Source organism: Candidatus Borrarchaeum sp., from assembly GCF_019058535.1.
In the GTDB taxonomy this organism is placed as follows: domain Archaea; phylum Asgardarchaeota; class Sifarchaeia; order Borrarchaeales; family Borrarchaeaceae; genus Borrarchaeum; species Borrarchaeum weybense.
On sequence record NZ_JAHPYX010000048.1, the window covers coordinates 1 to 18,208 of the forward strand.

17 protein-coding genes are annotated in these 18,208 nt (G+C 40.6%); 6 read left to right on the forward strand and 11 right to left on the reverse strand.

Annotated features, from left to right (window positions below):
* Positions 1 to 531 (forward strand): hypothetical protein (locus tag QVB70_RS02620; RefSeq protein WP_287583081.1); only part of this gene is annotated, 531 nt, incomplete at its 5' end.
* A gap of 38 nt (positions 532 to 569) precedes the next feature.
* On the opposite strand, the gene QVB70_RS02625 is transcribed toward QVB70_RS02620, so the two are convergent.
* The 3 genes from QVB70_RS02625 to QVB70_RS02635 all read right to left on the reverse strand — a co-directional run bounded on the left by QVB70_RS02625 (position 570) and on the right by QVB70_RS02635 (position 4,403).
* Entirely contained in the window at positions 570 to 1,271 is a 702-nt protein-coding gene (locus QVB70_RS02625; RefSeq protein ID WP_287583083.1) for a hypothetical protein, read from the reverse strand.
* A gap of 313 nt (positions 1,272 to 1,584) precedes the next feature.
* Positions 1,585 to 2,547 carry a hypothetical protein gene (locus QVB70_RS02630; RefSeq protein WP_287583085.1) on the reverse strand — a complete coding sequence of 321 codons (963 nt, stop codon included), beginning with the start codon at positions 2,545 to 2,547 and terminating at the stop codon, positions 1,585 to 1,587.
* 227 nt (positions 2,548 to 2,774) lie between these two features.
* Positions 2,775 to 4,403: an APC family permease gene (locus QVB70_RS02635; RefSeq protein ID WP_287583087.1), complete on the reverse strand. Its 1,629-nt coding sequence runs from the start codon at positions 4,401 to 4,403 to the stop codon at positions 2,775 to 2,777.
* A 507-nt stretch (positions 4,404 to 4,910) separates the two neighbouring features.
* Here QVB70_RS02635 and QVB70_RS02640 point away from each other — a divergent pair.
* From QVB70_RS02640 to QVB70_RS02660, 5 genes are all read left to right on the forward strand, one after another.
* Complete coding sequence (locus QVB70_RS02640; RefSeq protein WP_287583089.1) at positions 4,911 to 5,633, forward strand: GTP-binding protein; 723 nt, start codon at positions 4,911 to 4,913, stop codon at positions 5,631 to 5,633.
* A 165-nt stretch (positions 5,634 to 5,798) separates the two neighbouring features.
* Complete coding sequence (locus QVB70_RS02645; protein WP_287583091.1) at positions 5,799 to 6,500, forward strand: glycosyltransferase; 702 nt, start codon at positions 5,799 to 5,801, stop codon at positions 6,498 to 6,500.
* 16 nt (positions 6,501 to 6,516) lie between these two features.
* Positions 6,517 to 7,149 carry a class I SAM-dependent methyltransferase gene (locus QVB70_RS02650; RefSeq protein WP_287583093.1) on the forward strand — a complete coding sequence of 211 codons (633 nt, stop codon included), beginning with the start codon at positions 6,517 to 6,519 and terminating at the stop codon, positions 7,147 to 7,149.
* Between the two features lie 182 nt (positions 7,150 to 7,331).
* Positions 7,332 to 7,868, forward strand: a complete 537-nt coding sequence (locus tag QVB70_RS02655; protein WP_287583095.1) for a hypothetical protein — start codon at positions 7,332 to 7,334, stop codon at positions 7,866 to 7,868.
* A gap of 301 nt (positions 7,869 to 8,169) precedes the next feature.
* A complete protein-coding gene (locus tag QVB70_RS02660; RefSeq protein WP_287583098.1) occupies positions 8,170 to 8,646 on the forward strand; it encodes a hypothetical protein in 477 nt (158 codons plus the stop codon).
* A 72-nt stretch (positions 8,647 to 8,718) separates the two neighbouring features.
* Here QVB70_RS02660 and kynU read toward each other — a convergent pair whose 3' ends face one another.
* From kynU to QVB70_RS02700, 8 genes are all read right to left on the reverse strand, one after another.
* Positions 8,719 to 9,963 carry a kynureninase gene (gene kynU, locus QVB70_RS02665; protein WP_287583099.1) on the reverse strand — a complete coding sequence of 415 codons (1,245 nt, stop codon included), beginning with the start codon at positions 9,961 to 9,963 and terminating at the stop codon, positions 8,719 to 8,721.
* Positions 9,964 to 10,007: 44 nt separating this feature from the next.
* On the reverse strand, positions 10,008 to 10,895 hold the full coding sequence (locus QVB70_RS02670; RefSeq protein WP_287583101.1) for a CoB--CoM heterodisulfide reductase iron-sulfur subunit B family protein: 888 nt from the start codon (positions 10,893 to 10,895) through the stop codon (positions 10,008 to 10,010).
* 2 nt (positions 10,896 to 10,897) lie between these two features.
* The gene (locus QVB70_RS02675; RefSeq protein ID WP_287583103.1) at positions 10,898 to 11,437 is read right to left on the reverse strand and encodes a 4Fe-4S dicluster domain-containing protein; all 540 of its coding nucleotides are present in this window, start codon (positions 11,435 to 11,437) and stop codon (positions 10,898 to 10,900) included.
* A 3-nt stretch (positions 11,438 to 11,440) separates the two neighbouring features.
* Entirely contained in the window at positions 11,441 to 11,893 is a 453-nt protein-coding gene (locus tag QVB70_RS02680) for a glycine cleavage system protein GcvH (RefSeq protein ID WP_287583105.1), read from the reverse strand.
* Between the two features lie 118 nt (positions 11,894 to 12,011).
* Complete coding sequence (locus QVB70_RS02685; protein ID WP_287583113.1) at positions 12,012 to 15,293, reverse strand: hydrogenase iron-sulfur subunit; 3,282 nt, start codon at positions 15,291 to 15,293, stop codon at positions 12,012 to 12,014.
* Between the two features lie 15 nt (positions 15,294 to 15,308).
* On the reverse strand, positions 15,309 to 15,497 hold the full coding sequence (locus tag QVB70_RS02690; RefSeq protein WP_287583107.1) for an NAD(P)-binding protein: 189 nt from the start codon (positions 15,495 to 15,497) through the stop codon (positions 15,309 to 15,311).
* Between the two features lie 187 nt (positions 15,498 to 15,684).
* Positions 15,685 to 16,869: a (Fe-S)-binding protein gene (locus QVB70_RS02695; protein ID WP_287583109.1), complete on the reverse strand. Its 1,185-nt coding sequence runs from the start codon at positions 16,867 to 16,869 to the stop codon at positions 15,685 to 15,687.
* A 1-nt stretch (position 16,870) separates the two neighbouring features.
* The coding region (locus QVB70_RS02700) for an FAD-binding oxidoreductase (protein WP_287583111.1) at positions 16,871 to 18,208 on the reverse strand (1,338 nt) is incomplete at its 5' end.

Genomic DNA, 18,208 nt, shown 5'->3' on the forward strand with positions numbered 1-18,208 from the left:
GACATGAGGCACACGGTTAATGTCGAGGATGAACTCAAAGAAGACCCGAAAAAACTGTTATATACTATCGGTCTAGAAAAAATGATCGCCACGAAATGCCAATTTATATTGGATATGGGCAAAGATGTCATTCCTGAGCTAGAAGCAGCAGGAGTTTTATATAGGCAACTTCACTACGATCATTATAATAAAGATAAGATTGTCATAGGGATGGAAAAGAAAGATATAAAAGATGTGAGTGCAGCCTTCCTTGATCATCCTCTTGATGAAGGACCAGAAGCAATTGATGTAGAAAAGTTGAAGAAAATCCTCTCGGATAAAAAAATCCTTAAAACTGTTCGCTTAAACCTTGCGAATATCTTACATAATAAAGATTTTCTTGAATCAACTGGAGCATCACCCAATCAAATATCCGACATTACGACCAAAATTGAAGATCTTTTAGAACAGCTTCCTAAATCTGACAAAAAGTGGAGTAAACCTTGGTGGAACCTTGACGTGGAAACACCAGAAATTTTTGAAGGCAACTAAAAAATCATTCTGGCTTATTTAATGAGCCAATCAATCAGTTAATCAAACTCAAACTCTCTTTCCGTCGTCAGCGTCTTAAAATCCTTGAGTTTTAACATTTTGAGGATTTGTTTGCTCAACCATGTATCTGCCCGCACTATGATTTTGCGCTTTGGGTCGGAAAGTACCAATCCGATTTCCCGTGTTCTTACATTTAAAGTAACGTCTTTTGCTGGACGCTCAAATCCGCGTCCATTTACAATAACGAACGCAAATTTTACTTTTTTCTCCAGCATGTATCTTTCTGCAGATTTCACAACGTCAACTACATTTGACTTTGTTACCCAATCTTTAAAATTAAAGATCATGGTAACTACATCCCATTGTGGTGTCATTACAGCCGCTATGCGCGCGAGGAAGACACCATCAGCCTTCCCAGTATTACCTGTAAGAATATACTTAGCCTTAGCTTTATAGAGAGACACGTCTTCCTGTATGTCATACCAGATTGCGATGCCTTTATTTTTCTTAACCCTTGTTCTTAAATAATCAACAAAGTCCTCTTCGGCGAGAGTTTCAATTCTGCCTCTTTGAGTCCTCATTGTATAGATCAGCGATCCAATACCTATAAAAATCATAGAAATTCCGATATAGGGGTAAGCAAGAATTATAAACACGCCTATTATAAGTAAAACAGCTGCTACCCCTCCTAAACTTTTGGCTGAAATGATTTTATCTTTTTCATAGGTCTTTTTACTCAAATTAAATCCTCACAAGCTACCTTTGGCATCCAATGTTTTCTATTATCATCCTTGTTGAACAACTAACCTTACGATCCGAGATGTGAAATTATGTATATGATCCACACTTTATAATTATTATCAATTCCCATTAATAGAAAGACCAGCCCTAAAATATTTTTAAGTAGAAAGAGGAATAGCTTGGCTTCTCGAAAATAGCTGTTTCAGTATTTGATTCTAGCTGTGTCATTGACAATCAATAGCATTTCAAGGTCTTTGATGAATAGAGTGTATAACTAACTTTGCATGAAATTCCTCTACTCTTTGAAGTTGTTTATCCTCTTGTTCCCCAGAACTTCTCAATGCCATCTTCTGTTAAATCGATGATGTATCCCCTTAAGATGCCTTCACCATATTCAGAACCTGGATTTACAAGTTGTGTTTTGCCAAGCGTTACAGCTCCTGCAGATTCGTGGATATGGCCATGAATGCCAAGTAAAGGTTCATTTTCAAGAATTGCCTCGCGTACGGCTTTACTACCTACCGGTTGGGTAAGTTGGTGACCCGCAACTTGAATTGTCTTTAGATCTTTGGTCAGTTTTGGTGCTTCATCGAGACGGGTACCATATGGCGGAGTGTGAAAATTACAAATTAATTTTCTATAATCACTTGGTTCGACCATGTCAAATAATTTATCGATTTTTTTCCGTAATTCTTTTTCGGAACATTCTCTAGGAGAGTCCCAAGGTGTTGGATTCACCCACTCTAAACTTATCATTGGATGATTTTCAGTATCATCGAGATAAACCACATCGTCTAAAGGATAAATGACCCTTTCAGCCTTTCGGATGACATCATCAATTAAAAAACTATCATCGTTACCTGGGTTCACAATCACTTTTACATGTTCTGGAACCTTTTCCTCAACTAGACCCATCCAACGTTCAATTTCTGAAACGATGACCTCATCAAATAACGTATCTAAGGCCTTTTTATCATTTTCAAGTTCTTCCACACCAGCTGGCGTAGTTCGAAAGGGATATGAGCCACAGTAGCGTATGATTCTCTCTACTTCTTGAAGTTCCTCTTCGGTTTTTACGTGATAATCCTTATTAAACGACGCCTTCCATGATCCATCGTTTTGTTCAACAATCGGGACAATAACCTTACCCGTAGTATCCCCACCAAGTAGAGCTACGTCAATCTCTTTATAAAATGTTGTAACATTGAGAAATTTACGCCAACATTGCTCTGATCCATGTACATCTGTAGTAAAGAAAACTCTGGTTCTTGTCATGTTACTACCTCCATATAGGTCAATTTTTATGTTCACTGTGTCAGTTTTCTTGAGTACTTGTTGCACCTTTTACGAATTCATCCTCTAATAATACAGTTTTTTTAAAATGTTTTTCGATAAGGAAAGTTGAGTTTAATGGGCAAAAAACAGAGTATTATAGATTCGTTTTAGCTGCGTAAGAATAAAAAAAAGAGGAAAAGAGAGATTTTGATGGGCTGGTGCTATCGCTATTCAGGCGGGATCTCTGCGTATATTGTATCGACATCGATACCCATATCTCTGTTCTTAGTTTGCATATAGAGCCATACTAAGATAGAGAGCGTGAACCACACCATGAGCACGGGCACACCACCGGGTATTAGAGCGCCTGCACTTACTACGAGTACGTATGTATTAGCGATAAATCCGATGAACCCTAAGGCCGCTAAAAGCGGTAATGGTCCAATTTTGAACGATGCGCCCTTCTCGAAGAGATCTTTTCGCAGGTACGGTAACATCATGGCTGTTAGACATCCAGTCCACATCATGACGACGTCCATGAACGTCTGCGTTGCTACCACGGCAAACCAAGTTCCTAGAATAGGTGTAACACCCATGTCTTCACCTGTAGTTTGGAAGACTCCGAGGACACCTAAGATCGCCGTTAAATTAACAGCCCAGACCGGGCTGTGCCATCTATCGCTTACCTCCGCAAATCTTAGCGGAAACGCTCTGTCAAACGCCCAAGCAAACAGTGTTCTGCTGCTTGTGATCAGAAATGGCGGGATATCGTTGGCCAGCCAAATAGCTCCTGTAATTGCTATGTACACAGCTAGGGCAGGGTTTCCATGCACTAAAATCGCCGCAAATGTTGGTAACACTGCAACTACGCTAGGAGAATTCCCGTTTATTACGATGCCATTGGCATCACAATACGCGTAGGCTTTCACGAAGTTTCCGACTGATCCGTACATTAGTTGGGAAATTGTGACATAATATACTGCGATCAGGATTGTACCTAAGCCTAGGCCAATGAGCATGTTCCTCTTTGGTGTCTTTACTTCACCACCAATGAAGGCGGTAGCAGTATAACCGATGTAAGCCCATATTGCACCGACAGCCATGAATGTAAGCGTAGCCGACCATGAGAACGGAGCGGTCCATCCAGGCGCTCCAGCGGCCATTACCTGGTCATAGCTAGCATAGTAGAACTGAGTAGCGGGATTTCCGAACGGGCTGGCGTTCCAAGCCGTTGCCATTGCGGCCTCTCCGCCTCCGGCTGCTGCAGCCGCATATACACCCATCGTGATGAAGCTTCCAATGACAGCGACGATAAACATGGCATTGAGCACTTTGCCGTAAATGTCAACACCTAATATCGCCAGAGCCCAGAATATGACTAATATAACAAGACCGACAACGATCCATGCGACAGGATTATTAGCCAAAACGGTTCCTGCGTTATAGGTACCAACATTGTTTGTGGATGCGCCTGCTAACTGTAGACATAATCCCCAGAACCAGACGTCCCAAACCGCTAATGAGCCGTATGCTGTAGCTGTACCAAACCACCAAGCCCAGGAGGCGACAAAGCCTGCGTATGGACCCAGAACTCTGGATACCCACACGTAAGGACCACCAGAACGTGGCATAGAAGTCGCCATAAGTGCAAATGCCCATGCAGTACAAACCGCTGGAATAGCTCCGATTGCAAAACCAAGTGGAATGTTAGCCCCCCATCCAGCACCTGGGAAGTCCCTTACTGAGTGCAAATTGATACCACCGCCGATAACGTAGCACATAACAGTTGTCATAGCTGTAAACCAACCAATCTCTCGGACAAGACCTGTTGCATCACGCGCGAATGTTTTTGACATTGTTTTCCCCAAATTTTAAATTTTTTATTTTTATTTTATATATGTAAAACAATGTGAATGTTTTAGGAAATTGGCAAATATCTGATCGTTTCTTATATAAATAGTTAATGGCAAGCGAGTTTACATAACGATCAAAATGTATAGAATAAACAACCCCTGAGAAGACATTTGTCCACAACAGAATGATAAAGAACTTTCATAAATGACAAAAACAAATAACGTCGGTTATACTGTTGAACATATTGCCGAGGAAAAATTCCCCAATAATACAATTCATCAAATTCCTAATTGGAATCAAGCAAGAATGCGGGACTTGAGTTACAAAACCTCAGGAAGAATGAGACTTTATTAATTTTTGAAGCTTAGCTTGATGTAATAAAGACATAATATCCTCTAAAAAAGAAACAAGCAAAAGAGTCAGCTTTAACATATTGGTGATATTGTTTTCCACAATAGATAAAAAGAGGCATCACTGTAGATAACACAATTAGCTGAAGGGAGACATATATGAAGATAATTATAACGGGCGCGTTCAGTTCTGGGAAATCTACCCTTGTACAATCACTTGCCAAAGAATCAGCTATTTCGTTAGATAAGTCAGGAACCACAGTTGCTCTTGACCATGGGACAGTAGATGTTTTAGGCATTCCAGCTTTTCTCTTTGGAACGCCTGGACTTGTCAGGTTCTCGATTTTGCGGCAAATCTTATCTGAAGGGGCTGACGGCATGATTTTCATGGTAGATTCCGCAAATCCTAATATCGAAAATTTCAATGAAATCTGGCAAGAGATGCAAGAAATACAGATTGTTGCATCAATTCCCTGCGTGATAGCAGCTAATAAACAAGATTTACCTGGGGCAAAGAGCGTTGAAGAAATAAGAGGGCTTCTAGGACTTACTGGATACCCGATCATACCAATTTCAGCCAAGACAGGCAATGGCATGATGAGACCGCTTCTCATACTTTTGTTGATTAACATTCTACGTGCAAGTTCATTACTGCGTATAATCGATCGTATTGGTACTGAGAACAATGCTTTAGAGCAAATTGCAGACATGGTCGAGTTAGGCAGATATAAAACAAAACTTAGATTATACTGGCTTGAATGGCGCGGCTTAATTGAAGCAGATTGGAATTCCCAGCGATTTAAAGTTGTTCCAGCAGTAAAAAAAGTTTTTGAAATACTTCCTAGACTGATCCGTTCATATGAAGAGATTAAGTTGATGTAATGTCATTTCCTTTTCTCTTTCTTAACTGAACAAACTTCTTTTTTGAAAAGAACTCACACCGATTAAGTTAAAAGAGACGACATTATCTAATTGTTCTTAATCTATAGGACGACATTGGAGTAGAAAAAGAGAATTTACGCTTGATTTCTTCTGGAGAAGACATTAATGAAGGTTGCGGTCGTAGTTCCTGCGCATAACGAAGAAGAAAACATAGAAAAACTTGTGAACGATATAGATAATGTATTGCGTCAATTAAAGATTCAAAATCAAATAATAATCGTTGATGATAATAGTAATGATAACACAACTACTATTCTCAAAGAATTGTCAAAGAAGATGACAAACCTTACGCCGGTTTTCCGAGCGGATGGAGTGTGTGGCGTCGGTTTAACATTGCGAGAGGGAATCAAGGCTGCGAAAAACAATGATGTTATTATTACAATGGATGGGGACTTCTCACACGATCCTAAAGAAATTCCTAAGCTCATTCAAGGAATTAAAAACGGAGCAGACTTGGTTATCGGATCTCGTTATATGAAGGGAGGGAGGGCAGACATGCCTCGATCCCGAATTATCATAAGTGGCTTATATAATGTATTAAGCAAGCTCTTCTTGCGGACTTTTGTAAATGATTTAACGACGGGATTTCGTGCTATGAGACAGAAGGCAATAGAAAAAGTAGAACTTAAATCTGAAGGATTTGAAATACATCCAGAAATTCATCTAAAAATTTACAAAAAGGATTTTAGGGTTATAGAGGTTCCAATTCATTATCATAGGAGAGGAGGAGGGACTTCTAAGTTACGATATTTCAAAGTTGGCCCAGGCTATCTTCGAGTAGTATTTAGGCAATTATTAGGCAAATAAGTTCTGAGGATTTTTAATGAGTAAGGATACATGGGACTCAGTCTGGGAAAAACAACATGTTCGCCAGTCTACTCTTCATTCGCTTATCTACTTTTTAAGGGAGCATTATTTCTCCTCTACATTTGCACGTTTTGCTAGAAAGCGAATCAAAGGCTTAATTTTAGAAGTAGGATGTGGCACTGCGCAATGCTCGCTGAAAATACGTGTAAAAGGTATAGATGTAATTGGTGCTGATTTTTCAGCCTCTGCCTTGCAATTAGCCAAGAAATATTCTGCTCAAAATCCACTTGCTAAATTCGTTGTGACGGATGCATTCAACTTACCGTTTAGCGAGAACACTTTTGATGCGGTATGGAGCGTTGGTTTGCTAGAACATTTTGAAAAACCAAGCTTAGCATTAGCAGAGATGAGACGAGTTGTTAAACCGAAAGGTAAGGTACTTGCCATAGTGCCCTATCGCGCTGGATTGCTAGGGATTCTCAACTACGGATACAAAAAATTTGGGAAAGAGTGGATCTGGGAAGATGAAAAACCAATGGGCGTAGACGATTTGTATCGATTCTTTCAACTGGCACATTTCAGGAATATTCGCATTAAAAAGATGTATGACACATTCCTAATGTTCTTGGGGGCGACCGGGGAAAAATAGTTGCTCAAAGGTTCTTTGAATATTCGCATTAAAATAGTTGCCCAAAGGTTTTTTTGTTGTTGTAAAGTGTAAGATTTAGGGATTACGAAATAGGTTTTATTGAAATAGTGTTTATTTGGAAACGTATTTAAAACACGAATATATTCTTTGTTTCGTTTGAGAAAGCACGGAGTGGAAATTTGATGGAAGATGAATATGAAGATCCTCTGCCCTGTAATCATGATCCTTTTATTAGCTTAGAACCATACACAGTAATTTCAGAGTTGATTTCGCAGGCATTAAGGGATGGCGTCAAGTTGCGATGTATTCTGTGCGGTGAAAAAGTTTCTATTAGCAACGTTATTGTGGTACAGGGTCATCATGTAATTCATGAAGACTGCTTTGTTAATACAATGTGCGATAATGAAAGGGTTATACAGGAATCTATCAAATTGGGAATCATGGGGCGCGAAGAAATCAGTAAACGCTTGAAGAAGTTCCCTGTTCGCTATGTACTTTCTAAATTGCGTTGGGAAGTCAAAAAAAGGACAGGCGTTAGATTACCGATCCCTATAAGAGAGAGAACCTTCAAAGAACTTCTTAAAAAGAATAAAGTTATAACAGAAACGAATGAAGAACAGCTGATCAACTGGTTTAAAACTGCAAGCCACCCGTCAAGTCTCAGTGATGACTATTCAAGCGTTGATGAGATGGACTCCTCATTTTCGTATTTCTCATAAAATCTTTTTATTTTACAAGTTCTTAGAAGAGAAAAATACTTGTTTTTTCGTTTTATTGATACTGATGGTAGCTCGTATACACAGAAAAGAGTGAAATAATCTGAAAAAATACATTTTTAAGATTAAGATACAATATATAGTGGGTGATGATGCACGCCGTCCCAATCGGAGTCATGATGCTGACTATGAAGAACTCGCGACGAAGCAGAGCCCAATAATTCATGTTCACAGGCATCGGATTTTTTGACATCATAGTAAGGGGCGCTAAAAAATTACTCAGTCGAAGGGAGATGAGGAAACTATGGATAAGAAAATAATGATACCTTTGGAACTAAAATACGATTTTGCTATCAGAGCCTATATCTCCATCCATAAAGGCTATCTATATGCAATCCGCGAGGAATGCGGTGCAGCTACAGCACTTAAAGTATATGAAAGGCTCTGCAAAATGGAGGATAGAATAAATAATCTTACCGCCACGTTTCTAGCAGCTTTCAAAATAGAGGGCAATGATGCTGAAGCATGGGCAAAGTGGTGGGACATCTGGTATGAGCTCTGTGGGTACGAATATACTTGGCTTGAGCGGTCTAAAACAATTGCTAGAGTTAAAGTCACAAAGTCTCCGTTTAAAACTTCGTACAAAGATCTCAGCGATTGGGTCTTACCCTTTGTAGATATTGTTTGTAAGACCATAAACCCAAAGGCTAAATGGGAACGTCCTAAAGCAATGTGTGCTGGAAATCCTTATGGTGAATATGTATTCAAAACAGAAGAGTGAGGATAGCGCCTTACAAACTTTCTCTTAGGTTATCCCGCTACCTTTTACAGGAACAATCAACAAGTGATGAAATCATTGTACTGCTTCTGCAAGTATCTCAGCAAACAAAAAAACTTCTTCAAATGTATTGTACAAAGGATTGGGGGCAACACGGATTATATCAGGCTCCCTCCAATCAACGGTTACCCCCCGATCTATCAATGTATTAAATAATTTTTTACCATTTTTGAGAGTTCGAATTGAGAGTTGGCATCCTCGCTCATTAGCTTTTGAAGGGGTAATTATCTCGTAATTTTCAGGACCTAGTTCTTTTATCAAGAATTCTAAATAGCCAGTTAACAAATCTCTTTTCTTATAAAATAGGGAGAGGTCCTCTAACTTATCCCAAACGTCTAACGCTGCTTTCAAACTTGCTAATAAAAGCACAGGATGAGTACTTATTTGCCAACCGGAAGCTCCAAGCGCTGGGTTGATATCTGGCTCCATTAGGAACATTGTCTCACGTTCCCCACCCCACCAGCCATCAAATCGAGGGAGATCTTTCTCAAAGTTGTTTTTATGTATAAAACAGGCACTTATTCCACCAGGACCAGCGTTAAGATACTTATAATTACACCAAACGGCAAAATCTACATTCCAATCATGCAATTCAAGAGGGATATTTCCTACTGCATGTGCAAGATCAAAGCCAACAGCTGCCCCTTTTGCATGGGCAGCTTTAGTGATGGCTTCCATGTCAAATGCTTGACCAGTAAGATAGTTGATTCCAGAAAAAAGGACTAAGGCGATAGATTCATCTATTGCTTCAATAATGTCTTCTGTCCTAAGCGTATGTTCACCAGCTCTTGCCTTAACTTCTAGTAGAGAATCATTAACGTCATAGCCATGAAAACGGATTTGGGATTTTAAAGCATATTGATCACTTGGAAAAGCATGTTCTTCAATCAATATTCGGTGTCTGTCTGAAGTAGGACGGTAAAAACTTACTAGAAGAAGATGAAGATTGACAGTCAAAGAGTTCATTATTGAAACTTCTTCTGGATGTGCACCTATAATTCGTGCCAAGCTGTTTACTAAATCATCTGAATAGGAAAACCAGTTTTTTGACCCATGAAACCATCCTTCAACACCAATCTCCTCCCATGTCTTTAGGATTCTATCTATTTCAGTTCTTGCTGTTTTTGGTTGAAGACCTAATGAGTTGCCACAAAAATAGATTATGGAGTTGGGATAGTGGAACATTGCTCGAAATTTAGCTAATGGATCCATCAAGTCCAGTTCTTTTGCAAACTTTAGACTTCGCTCAAATTCGATCATGAGTTAATCACATATTTTAAGTATTTGATAAGGCTATGCTTCTATCATTCATTTTTTAAAAGAAATCGAGGGAATTTCATCGCACTCTTAATTCTGTTTTCAAATATGCCAAGTTCTCTGACCCCATAGCCCATTGAAAGTCCCAACAGTTGCGGTAGGTGAAGAACAGGGATATCATAGTCAAGTTCCCAGAGTTCTTTAACCTTGATCTGATTTAAATCGAGGCTAAGAGAGCAAAATGGACATATTGTTATGAGACCCTTAAGGTCTGCGTCGTGCGCAGTAGATATGATACGATGTGTCAGACGCCAAGCGATCTCCGGGGCATTACTTAAGACGGGGGCTCCACAGCAGGATATTTTCCCCTCATAATCTGATGCAATAGCTCCCGTAAGATTTATGATTTCATCCATATGCGTAGGTCGCTCGGGGTCTCCATGGTGCGTAAGCTCAGAAGGGCGAAGCATGTGACATCCATAGTATGCCCCAATCTTAAGCCCGTCTTTAAACGGTATCTCAAGGTGTTCCTTTATTCGTGAAAGTCCAACATCCTCATAAAGAATTTTGAGAAGATGTTTCACTTCAAGTGTGCCTTTATATTCTAGATCAAAGTCTGACAGAATATCGTTAATACGTTCCCTTGCGATTTTATCCTTCTTCAAGTACTCATTTGCATGCATGATTGAGCCTACGCAGCCGTTGCATAAACAGCAAAGATCCAAGCCCATTTCTTCGGCTGTAGCTAAAATTCTAGCTGACAATAACGTCCAATATTGTTCGTCCATTGAGCGAACGATAGGAGAACCACAACATCCTGAATTAGGGAGATCGATCAGTTCTACCCCAAGTTCCCTTGCGACCACGCGGGAAGAGGTTTCGTAGCCGTTCATTTTTTCGGGAATTGTACAACCTAGAAAAAGAGCGTACTTCACTTTTATTCACCAGTTTCTTCTTCAGGAGGTTTATAATGGACTAATCTGTCAAACTTAATCTTTTCAGCGAGTTTTCGCATTGTATCAGCGTCAGGAGTTGGTAGTTCAGGAAGTTTGAAACGAGTTTTACGGACTTTGTTCTCGAACTCCCCAATCTCGTTCATAAGACCAAATGTTAAGATATTGGCTGCGATATCTGACCATACGCTTGGTATAATGTTCTCCTTAGCCGCAATGTTCCTGAGGTGAACGATGATCTTTGGAGGTTTTACATCTTGAGGGCAACGTTCCTCGCATACATAACAGCCTGTGCACAACCAAATGAGCGGATTGCGCAATACTGCTTCTCGATCCCCCAACATGATAAGTCGAATGATATTTCTCGGACTGAATTCTTCGCCACCGAACCGTGCTACAGGACAGCTACCAGTGCATGTGCCACACTGATAGCAAGCAAAGAGATCAAATGACATGTCCTCGATAAATTCCTCTGCGAGGCTCAAGTCTAGATCTGAAATCTTTATTACCTTTTCGTTTTCCAAATCCTATTCCTTCTTTGATTCCTCTACTTCCTTCTTTACACGCTCAATTTCGGCAAGTTGCCATTGAACAAATTCGTCAGTGCCACCTTTCATAAGTTTTGAAAGATCTTCATCCAAATTGGATGGAGTAATTTTGATCATCCAACCAGCGCTGTAGGGATCCTTGTTGACAAGTGAGGCATCATCCCACAATCCTTCATTGAACGCAGTAACTTCACCTGAGACTGGGGCATAAATCTTGCCTGTCCACTTGCCGCTTTCTAGTGTTCCAAAAGGTTTCATGAACTCTACTGACTCGCCTTCAAAAGGTAATTGCACAGCCTGAATCTTTTCAGCCATAGCCTGCGCAAAATCGGTTACGCCGACCACGACAGAATCTCCTTCTACTTTTGCCCAAGAATGTTCAGTTGTATAATATAGGTCATCTGGAAGTTCATAATCTTCAAGTTTACCCATTGATACGTCCTCCTAATTGTCTTATGGAAAGATATTCTTATGAAAGTTATATATAAGAAGCATCCCTGCGTAGGGAGCCAGTCCTTCTCTCAGTCCCGAAAGGGTTTCCCGAGAGAGATCATTCCGTTCTAGTTTGAGTTATGCGCGACGGATTGGGTCCAAGTTTCGAAATACTTTCGCCAAAAGTTTGCATTGCTTCTCTGAATTTTTCTGCTTCCGCAGATGAAAGGAAGTACATTACAGTTCTGCCTTCACCAAAGCCCATAGTTTCAAGGAGTTTCTCAGCCAATCCAACGGATTTTTCTGCTTGTAGGTTGCCGTCAATATATGCACAGTCGCCTTTGTGTCATCCGACTACTGCGACGCCATCTGCGCCGAGTGAAAATGCTTTAAGTAACCACGGTGTGTCAACACGACCAGTACATGGCACGCGTATAATTCGAGTACGATAGTCATATTGAAGTTTTGAAAGTCCAGCTAAGTCAGCAGCACCATATCCACATTTTTCACAAGCAAAAACAAGAAGTAATGATTTTTGCTTGCTTTCAGCTAAAAGCGATTCAATTTGTGGATAGAATTGCTCATCCCGCCAGTATCGAAGTTCTCTAGCGCCAGAGGGACATGCTACAATACAGGATCCGCAGCCCTTGCATTCAATTTCATCAGTAACCGAAACGAGTTCTCCTGCTTCAGTTTCTTTAGTAGTTATAGCATCATATGGACAGGCTATTACGCACACCTTACATCCGCTACAAAGATTCTCGTCACATACAGCCTTGATTAGTTCAAGTTGAATCTCTTTCTGTTGTAAAAGCACACTTGCTGCCGACGCTGCGGCTTTACCTAACACTATTGAGTCGCTTATGCTTCGTGGAGATAGAATGGTCCCTGCTACGTACACACCATCTTTTCGTGTTTCAACAGGTTTGAATTTTATGTGGATAGGCTCAAGAAAACCATCAGAAGAGCGAGTAACCCCTGTTATCTTACACAGTTCATCAAAGCCTTCAGGAGGTTCTTGTCCTACCGCTAGCACTATATAATCGGCGTCTATCTCGAATGTAGTTCGTAAAAGGGTATCGTATATTTGCACCAGAGCATTACCATTTTGGGCTTCCGTAACCATTGGGGGTCTTTCTTCTGTCCATCGCATAAAATTGGTACGATATTGCTTTCTTGTAGTTAGATAAAACTCTTCCATATACCTTCCAACAGGTCGTAGGTCCTCTTTAAAGAGGACAAAGGTTTGACAGTTCGGAAAGAGTTCTCTAACGTTCTGCGCATTTTTCAGTGATACGCCGCAACACACTCGGGAGCAGTATTTGTTTCCGTCTTCTTCTCGTGACCCAACGCATTGAATAAAGACAATGCGCTTTGGATCTTGATCAAAATTACGAGTTTTGAGCAGTTCCTCGAATTCAAGAGAAGTTACAACACGTGGAACAGTATTGTAACCGTATTCGCCATCTTTGGGAGTATATGTATTTGTTCCGACAGCCACGATAATAGCTCCAACGTTAATATCGGTATTTGCTCCATTATTTCTCCTAATTTTAGCTGTAAAATCACCGATGTGACCATCAAGGGATTCCAACGAAGACTCAAGGTAAACCGAGATATTGGGAGCATTAGTTATCTGTGCAGTTAATTCATCCAAAATTTGGCTAGCTTCAGTTTTTTCTGGAAATACTCTGTAAAGAGAATTGAGACGACCACCCAGTTGCAATTCTTTCTCTACGAGGTGAACATTGAATCCTTGATTAGATAAATCAAGGGTAGCTGACATTCCAGCAACTCCACCACCAATAACAAGAGCCTCGTTGACAACTGATACCATCCGATATGGCACAATCTCAAGATGTAGTGCTCGTGCAATGCCAGCCCTGATCAAGTCCTTTGCTTTTTCGGTGGCTTCTTTTGGTGTCTGCATATGAACTTGCGCTGCTTGGTCTCTTATGTTCACATATTCAAGATAGTACTTACTTATTCCAGCAGACTCTAAAAGAGTCCTAAATGTGTCCTCATGGAGTAAAGGAGAACATGCCGCCACTAAAACTCGATTAATATTGAGTTCCTTTATTTTCTCGCTGATTTGCTGTTGCCCTGGCTCACTACAGAAGAATTCATTATTATCTACGTAGATCACGCCAGGTAATGTCTTCGCATATTCCATGACTTCTGTTATATCGATGTAATTTGCGATATTGCCACCGCAGTGACATACAAAAACGCCAAGTCGAATCTCGCCAGAACCTTCTAATTCCGTTTTAGGTGCATATGATTTGATATATGGTGGGGAACCAGATAAAAGGTTCACTGCAGACGATGCCGCAGCTCTTGCTTGAGTAACTGTATCCACAGCATCTTTTGAGCCTGTTGCCACACCCGCCATAAAGATTCCAGGTCGAGTTGTTTCGATTGGATGATAACTGTTGACTTCCAGGGGAAATCCATCATCGCTAATTTCAACGCTTAATGTTTGGCATAGTTCGTTTGTCCCTTCGGATGGAACAAATGAGCTAGATAAGACAACAAGATCAACATCTTTGATCTGAGAAACCTCTCCAGTATTAGTGTCTTCAACCCAGATGATTAAGTCTTTTGTTTCTTCGTTTTCTTGAATTTCCGCCACTTTACCGCGAATTAAATTAGGCATATAATTATTTCGTGTGTCCCTGTAGTATTCCTCGTACAGTTTTCCTGAGGATCTTATATCTATATAGCAAAGGTCTGCCTGTCCTTTTCCTTTTGATTGCAGTTTATAGGCTCTAGCTTGTTTTAATGCAAACATACAGCAGACCCGGTTACAGAATTTATTGCCGACTTCTTTTTCACTCCTAGAGCCCACACATTGAACCCATAATACTCTGCGTGGTTCTTTTCCATCAGAAGGTCTCACTATCTTGCCCTGAGTTGGACCTGTAGGATGCATCATTCGCTCGAATTGAAGTGATGTAACAACATTTTCGTAGTATCCATATCCAAATTGTTTTAATGGTTCAGGATTAAACTCATCAAAACCCGTTGCTACGATTATCGAACCAACTTCGATTTCGAAGATTTTTTCAAAATCTTCATGATTCACTGCTTCAGCAGGGCATACCAGCTCACACATGCCACAGTCAATACAGTTCTCTTTATCTAAGCGAGGAATCTGAGGTACTGCTTGTGGAAAAGGAAGGTAGATTGCTTTTCGGACACCAAGATTCATATCATATTCTGACGTCACTTCAACAGGGCATTCATCCATGCATTTTTGACATCCTGTGCATTTGTCTGGATCGATATATCTAGGATTTTGCTTAAGTTTTACCGTAAAATTCCCTGGTTCGCCATTTACCTCTAAGACTTCGGTAAGAGTAAACAAGCGAACATTATCGTTTCTGGCAACACTTGACATAAGGGGCGTAAGTGGTCAAGCTGAGCACTCATCAGTCGGAAAGATTTTGTAAACCTGCGAAAATCTTCCTCCAATCGTTTCTCGTTTCTCTACTAGAAAAGCCGTATAGCCTTGATTTGCAATGTCTAGCGAGGCATACATTCCAGCCATTCCGCCGCCAATCACCAAGATATTTTCTGCCGTTTTATTTTCCAATGCATTCATTTAACGAGCCTCCTACTTCGTGAACACCTCCAAACTACTATGACCTAATGTTCGGTTGTTTTTCATTCAATTCTTCTTTGATAATGTCAGCGTGACTCCATAATTTAAATTTTTAAAAAAAGTGGAGAAACTGATGTACAAATATATCCCCATACACTTGTAATGCGTGGTAAGATACTTGTCACATTTAGCGATAACTGTCAACTACACCTGCTGAATAGGCAACAAGTCTTGGCAATTCTAAAACGCGAATACGTTCTCTGTAGGCTCTCATACTTAGACTATGGTGACATGTTGGACATGACGTCACAACAAATTGAGCACCTAACTTAGCGGCGTCTCTTACGATCTCATCGGTTAGATCATTTCTCAAGGCAGTATAAGGAACACGAATAGGTCCACCACAGCATCTTGCTTCGCCCATAGTTTCGGGTAACTCAACGAACTCAACGTCTGGAATACTTTCGATCAGTTTTCGTGGAGCGTCGTAAACCTGTGCATATCTACCGAGGTGACAAGGATCTTTGAAAGTAACCTTTGCTTCGAGTGGTCGCGTAAGTTTTATTTTTCCTTCATCAACCAAGCGTTCGAGAACTTCCGTAATATGATAAGCCTTTGGCATATCTTCCGAGACTTCCTTATAATCATTATTGAAAACCGATGCACACATTGGACATGCCGTAATAATGGTCTCAATTCCACGTGATTTGAAGATTTCTATATTTTTCTCAGCTTCTTTTTTGAAGTCCTTTGTAAACCCTAGCCAGTTGAGATAACCTCCACAGCAATATTCTGAATCAAGCATTATGAATTCTTCTCCTGCTTCTTTCAACAGTTTGATTCCAGCGAGTGAATTCTCTGGATAATCAATTGTTCCAACACATCCAGCATAGTAAAGAGTAGAAGATTCCTTTGGAAGAGCTGCAATTATCTCACCAAAAACCTCTTTGAAGATAGCGGGATCCTGAGCGTGAGTATTTCCTATCTCCAATATGTTGCTTGCGATTGCCTTATGCTCATCAAGGGCATGTTCTTGTTCAGCAAGCCACTCTCTGACGTGATGCATCACGTCCGTGACTTTGATCTTAGCAGGGCAATGCGTTTCGCAGAGTTTGCACAACGTGCAGGTATAAAGAAGATCAAGAACCCTTTGGTCAATAGGAAGTCCTCCTTCGATAAGGGCACGCTCAACCATAATTCTACCTCTGCAATTGAAAGTAGCTACTTTAGTCGCGTCAAAAATTGGACATGCAAACCTACAGAAGCCACATCTTACACATCTGTACGTCTCAGTTTCGGAATCTTCGGAAATAATCATTTTTTCGAATCTTTGTGGTAGCATTGTGCCTGAAACTACGTTTTCTTTCGTCATTTTAGCGTACATCCTCCTCAGTAAAGAATTTTTGCCCTGGAATAGGTATGACATGACCAGGACACAGTATGTTTTTTGGGTCAAAGGCTTGTTTGATTTTTTTCGTTAACTCAAGTACTGCCGCTTCATGTTCCACCGGCATCATCATAAGTTTAGAAACTCCGATTCCGTGCTCGCCAGTTACAGTTCCCTCCAAATCTACCGCAGCATGCCATAAATCAATTAAAGTTTGTAATGCGCGTCTATGCTGATCTGGATCTCTTTCGTCCCAGAGAAGTATCGGGTGTAAGTTGCCATCTCCTGCGTGACCAAACGTCGCTATTTCAATTCCATTCTTTTCACTAACTTCATCAATTTTTTGGAACATAACGGGTAAATTTTCGAGTGGGACACTTACGTCCTCCATACGAGCAGTAGGTCTTCGCAAAGTTAGTGCTGGGAATGCTGCCTTTCTTGCCGCCCACACTTGTTCGCATGTTTCTGCATCTCTTGCGACCTCGGTTTGAAGTGCGCCCATTTCTTTAAAGACTAATTCTAATCGATCAAGACGCATTTCTACATCTTCTCTATTTCCGTCAAGTTCAACAACTACTACAGCACCGCATTCAGGGAATTTTACCTTACCAGAATACTCTTCTACAGCTGTAAGTGTCTTATAATCCATTATTTCGGTGCCTGAAGGGTCAAAGCCTCTCCGAATGATTTCTCTGACGCACTTACCTGCGGCAAAGGCGGTATCAAAATAACCACTAGCTACGAGGCGGACCTCAGGCAGCGGCTGCATTTTTAGCATTGCTTTTGTTATAATACCTAAAGTTCCTTCTGAACCTACGAAGAGAGAAACTAGATCATAACCACAAACGTATTTAATAGCTTTATTGCCAATGTGAACGACTGTCCCATCGGCTAATACAACTTCAAGACCCATCACCCATTGTTCTGTGACACCGTATTTGACTGCGCGAATTCCGCCGCTATTATTATTAACCATGCCACCAATGGTCGCTGTTTTATCGCTTGCGGGATCTGGCACGAAGTAAAAGCCGTATGGTTCTATGTAGTTATTTAGATCTAGACATACCATTCCTGGCTCAACAGTTATTAGAAAATTCTCTAAATCGAGATCTACAACTTTATTCATCCTTGCAACGACAAGAATAAGACAATCAGGTTTTGCAGGGATAACTCCACCACAAACATTGCTGCCTGCGCCACGTGGAATGATCGAAAATTCATATTTGTTCGCTAATTTGACGACCTTCGAAACCTCTTCTGTATTATGAGCGAAAGCTACTGCTGCTGGCCATCCAGTGTCTATGCTGGCGTCGCGACTGTACAC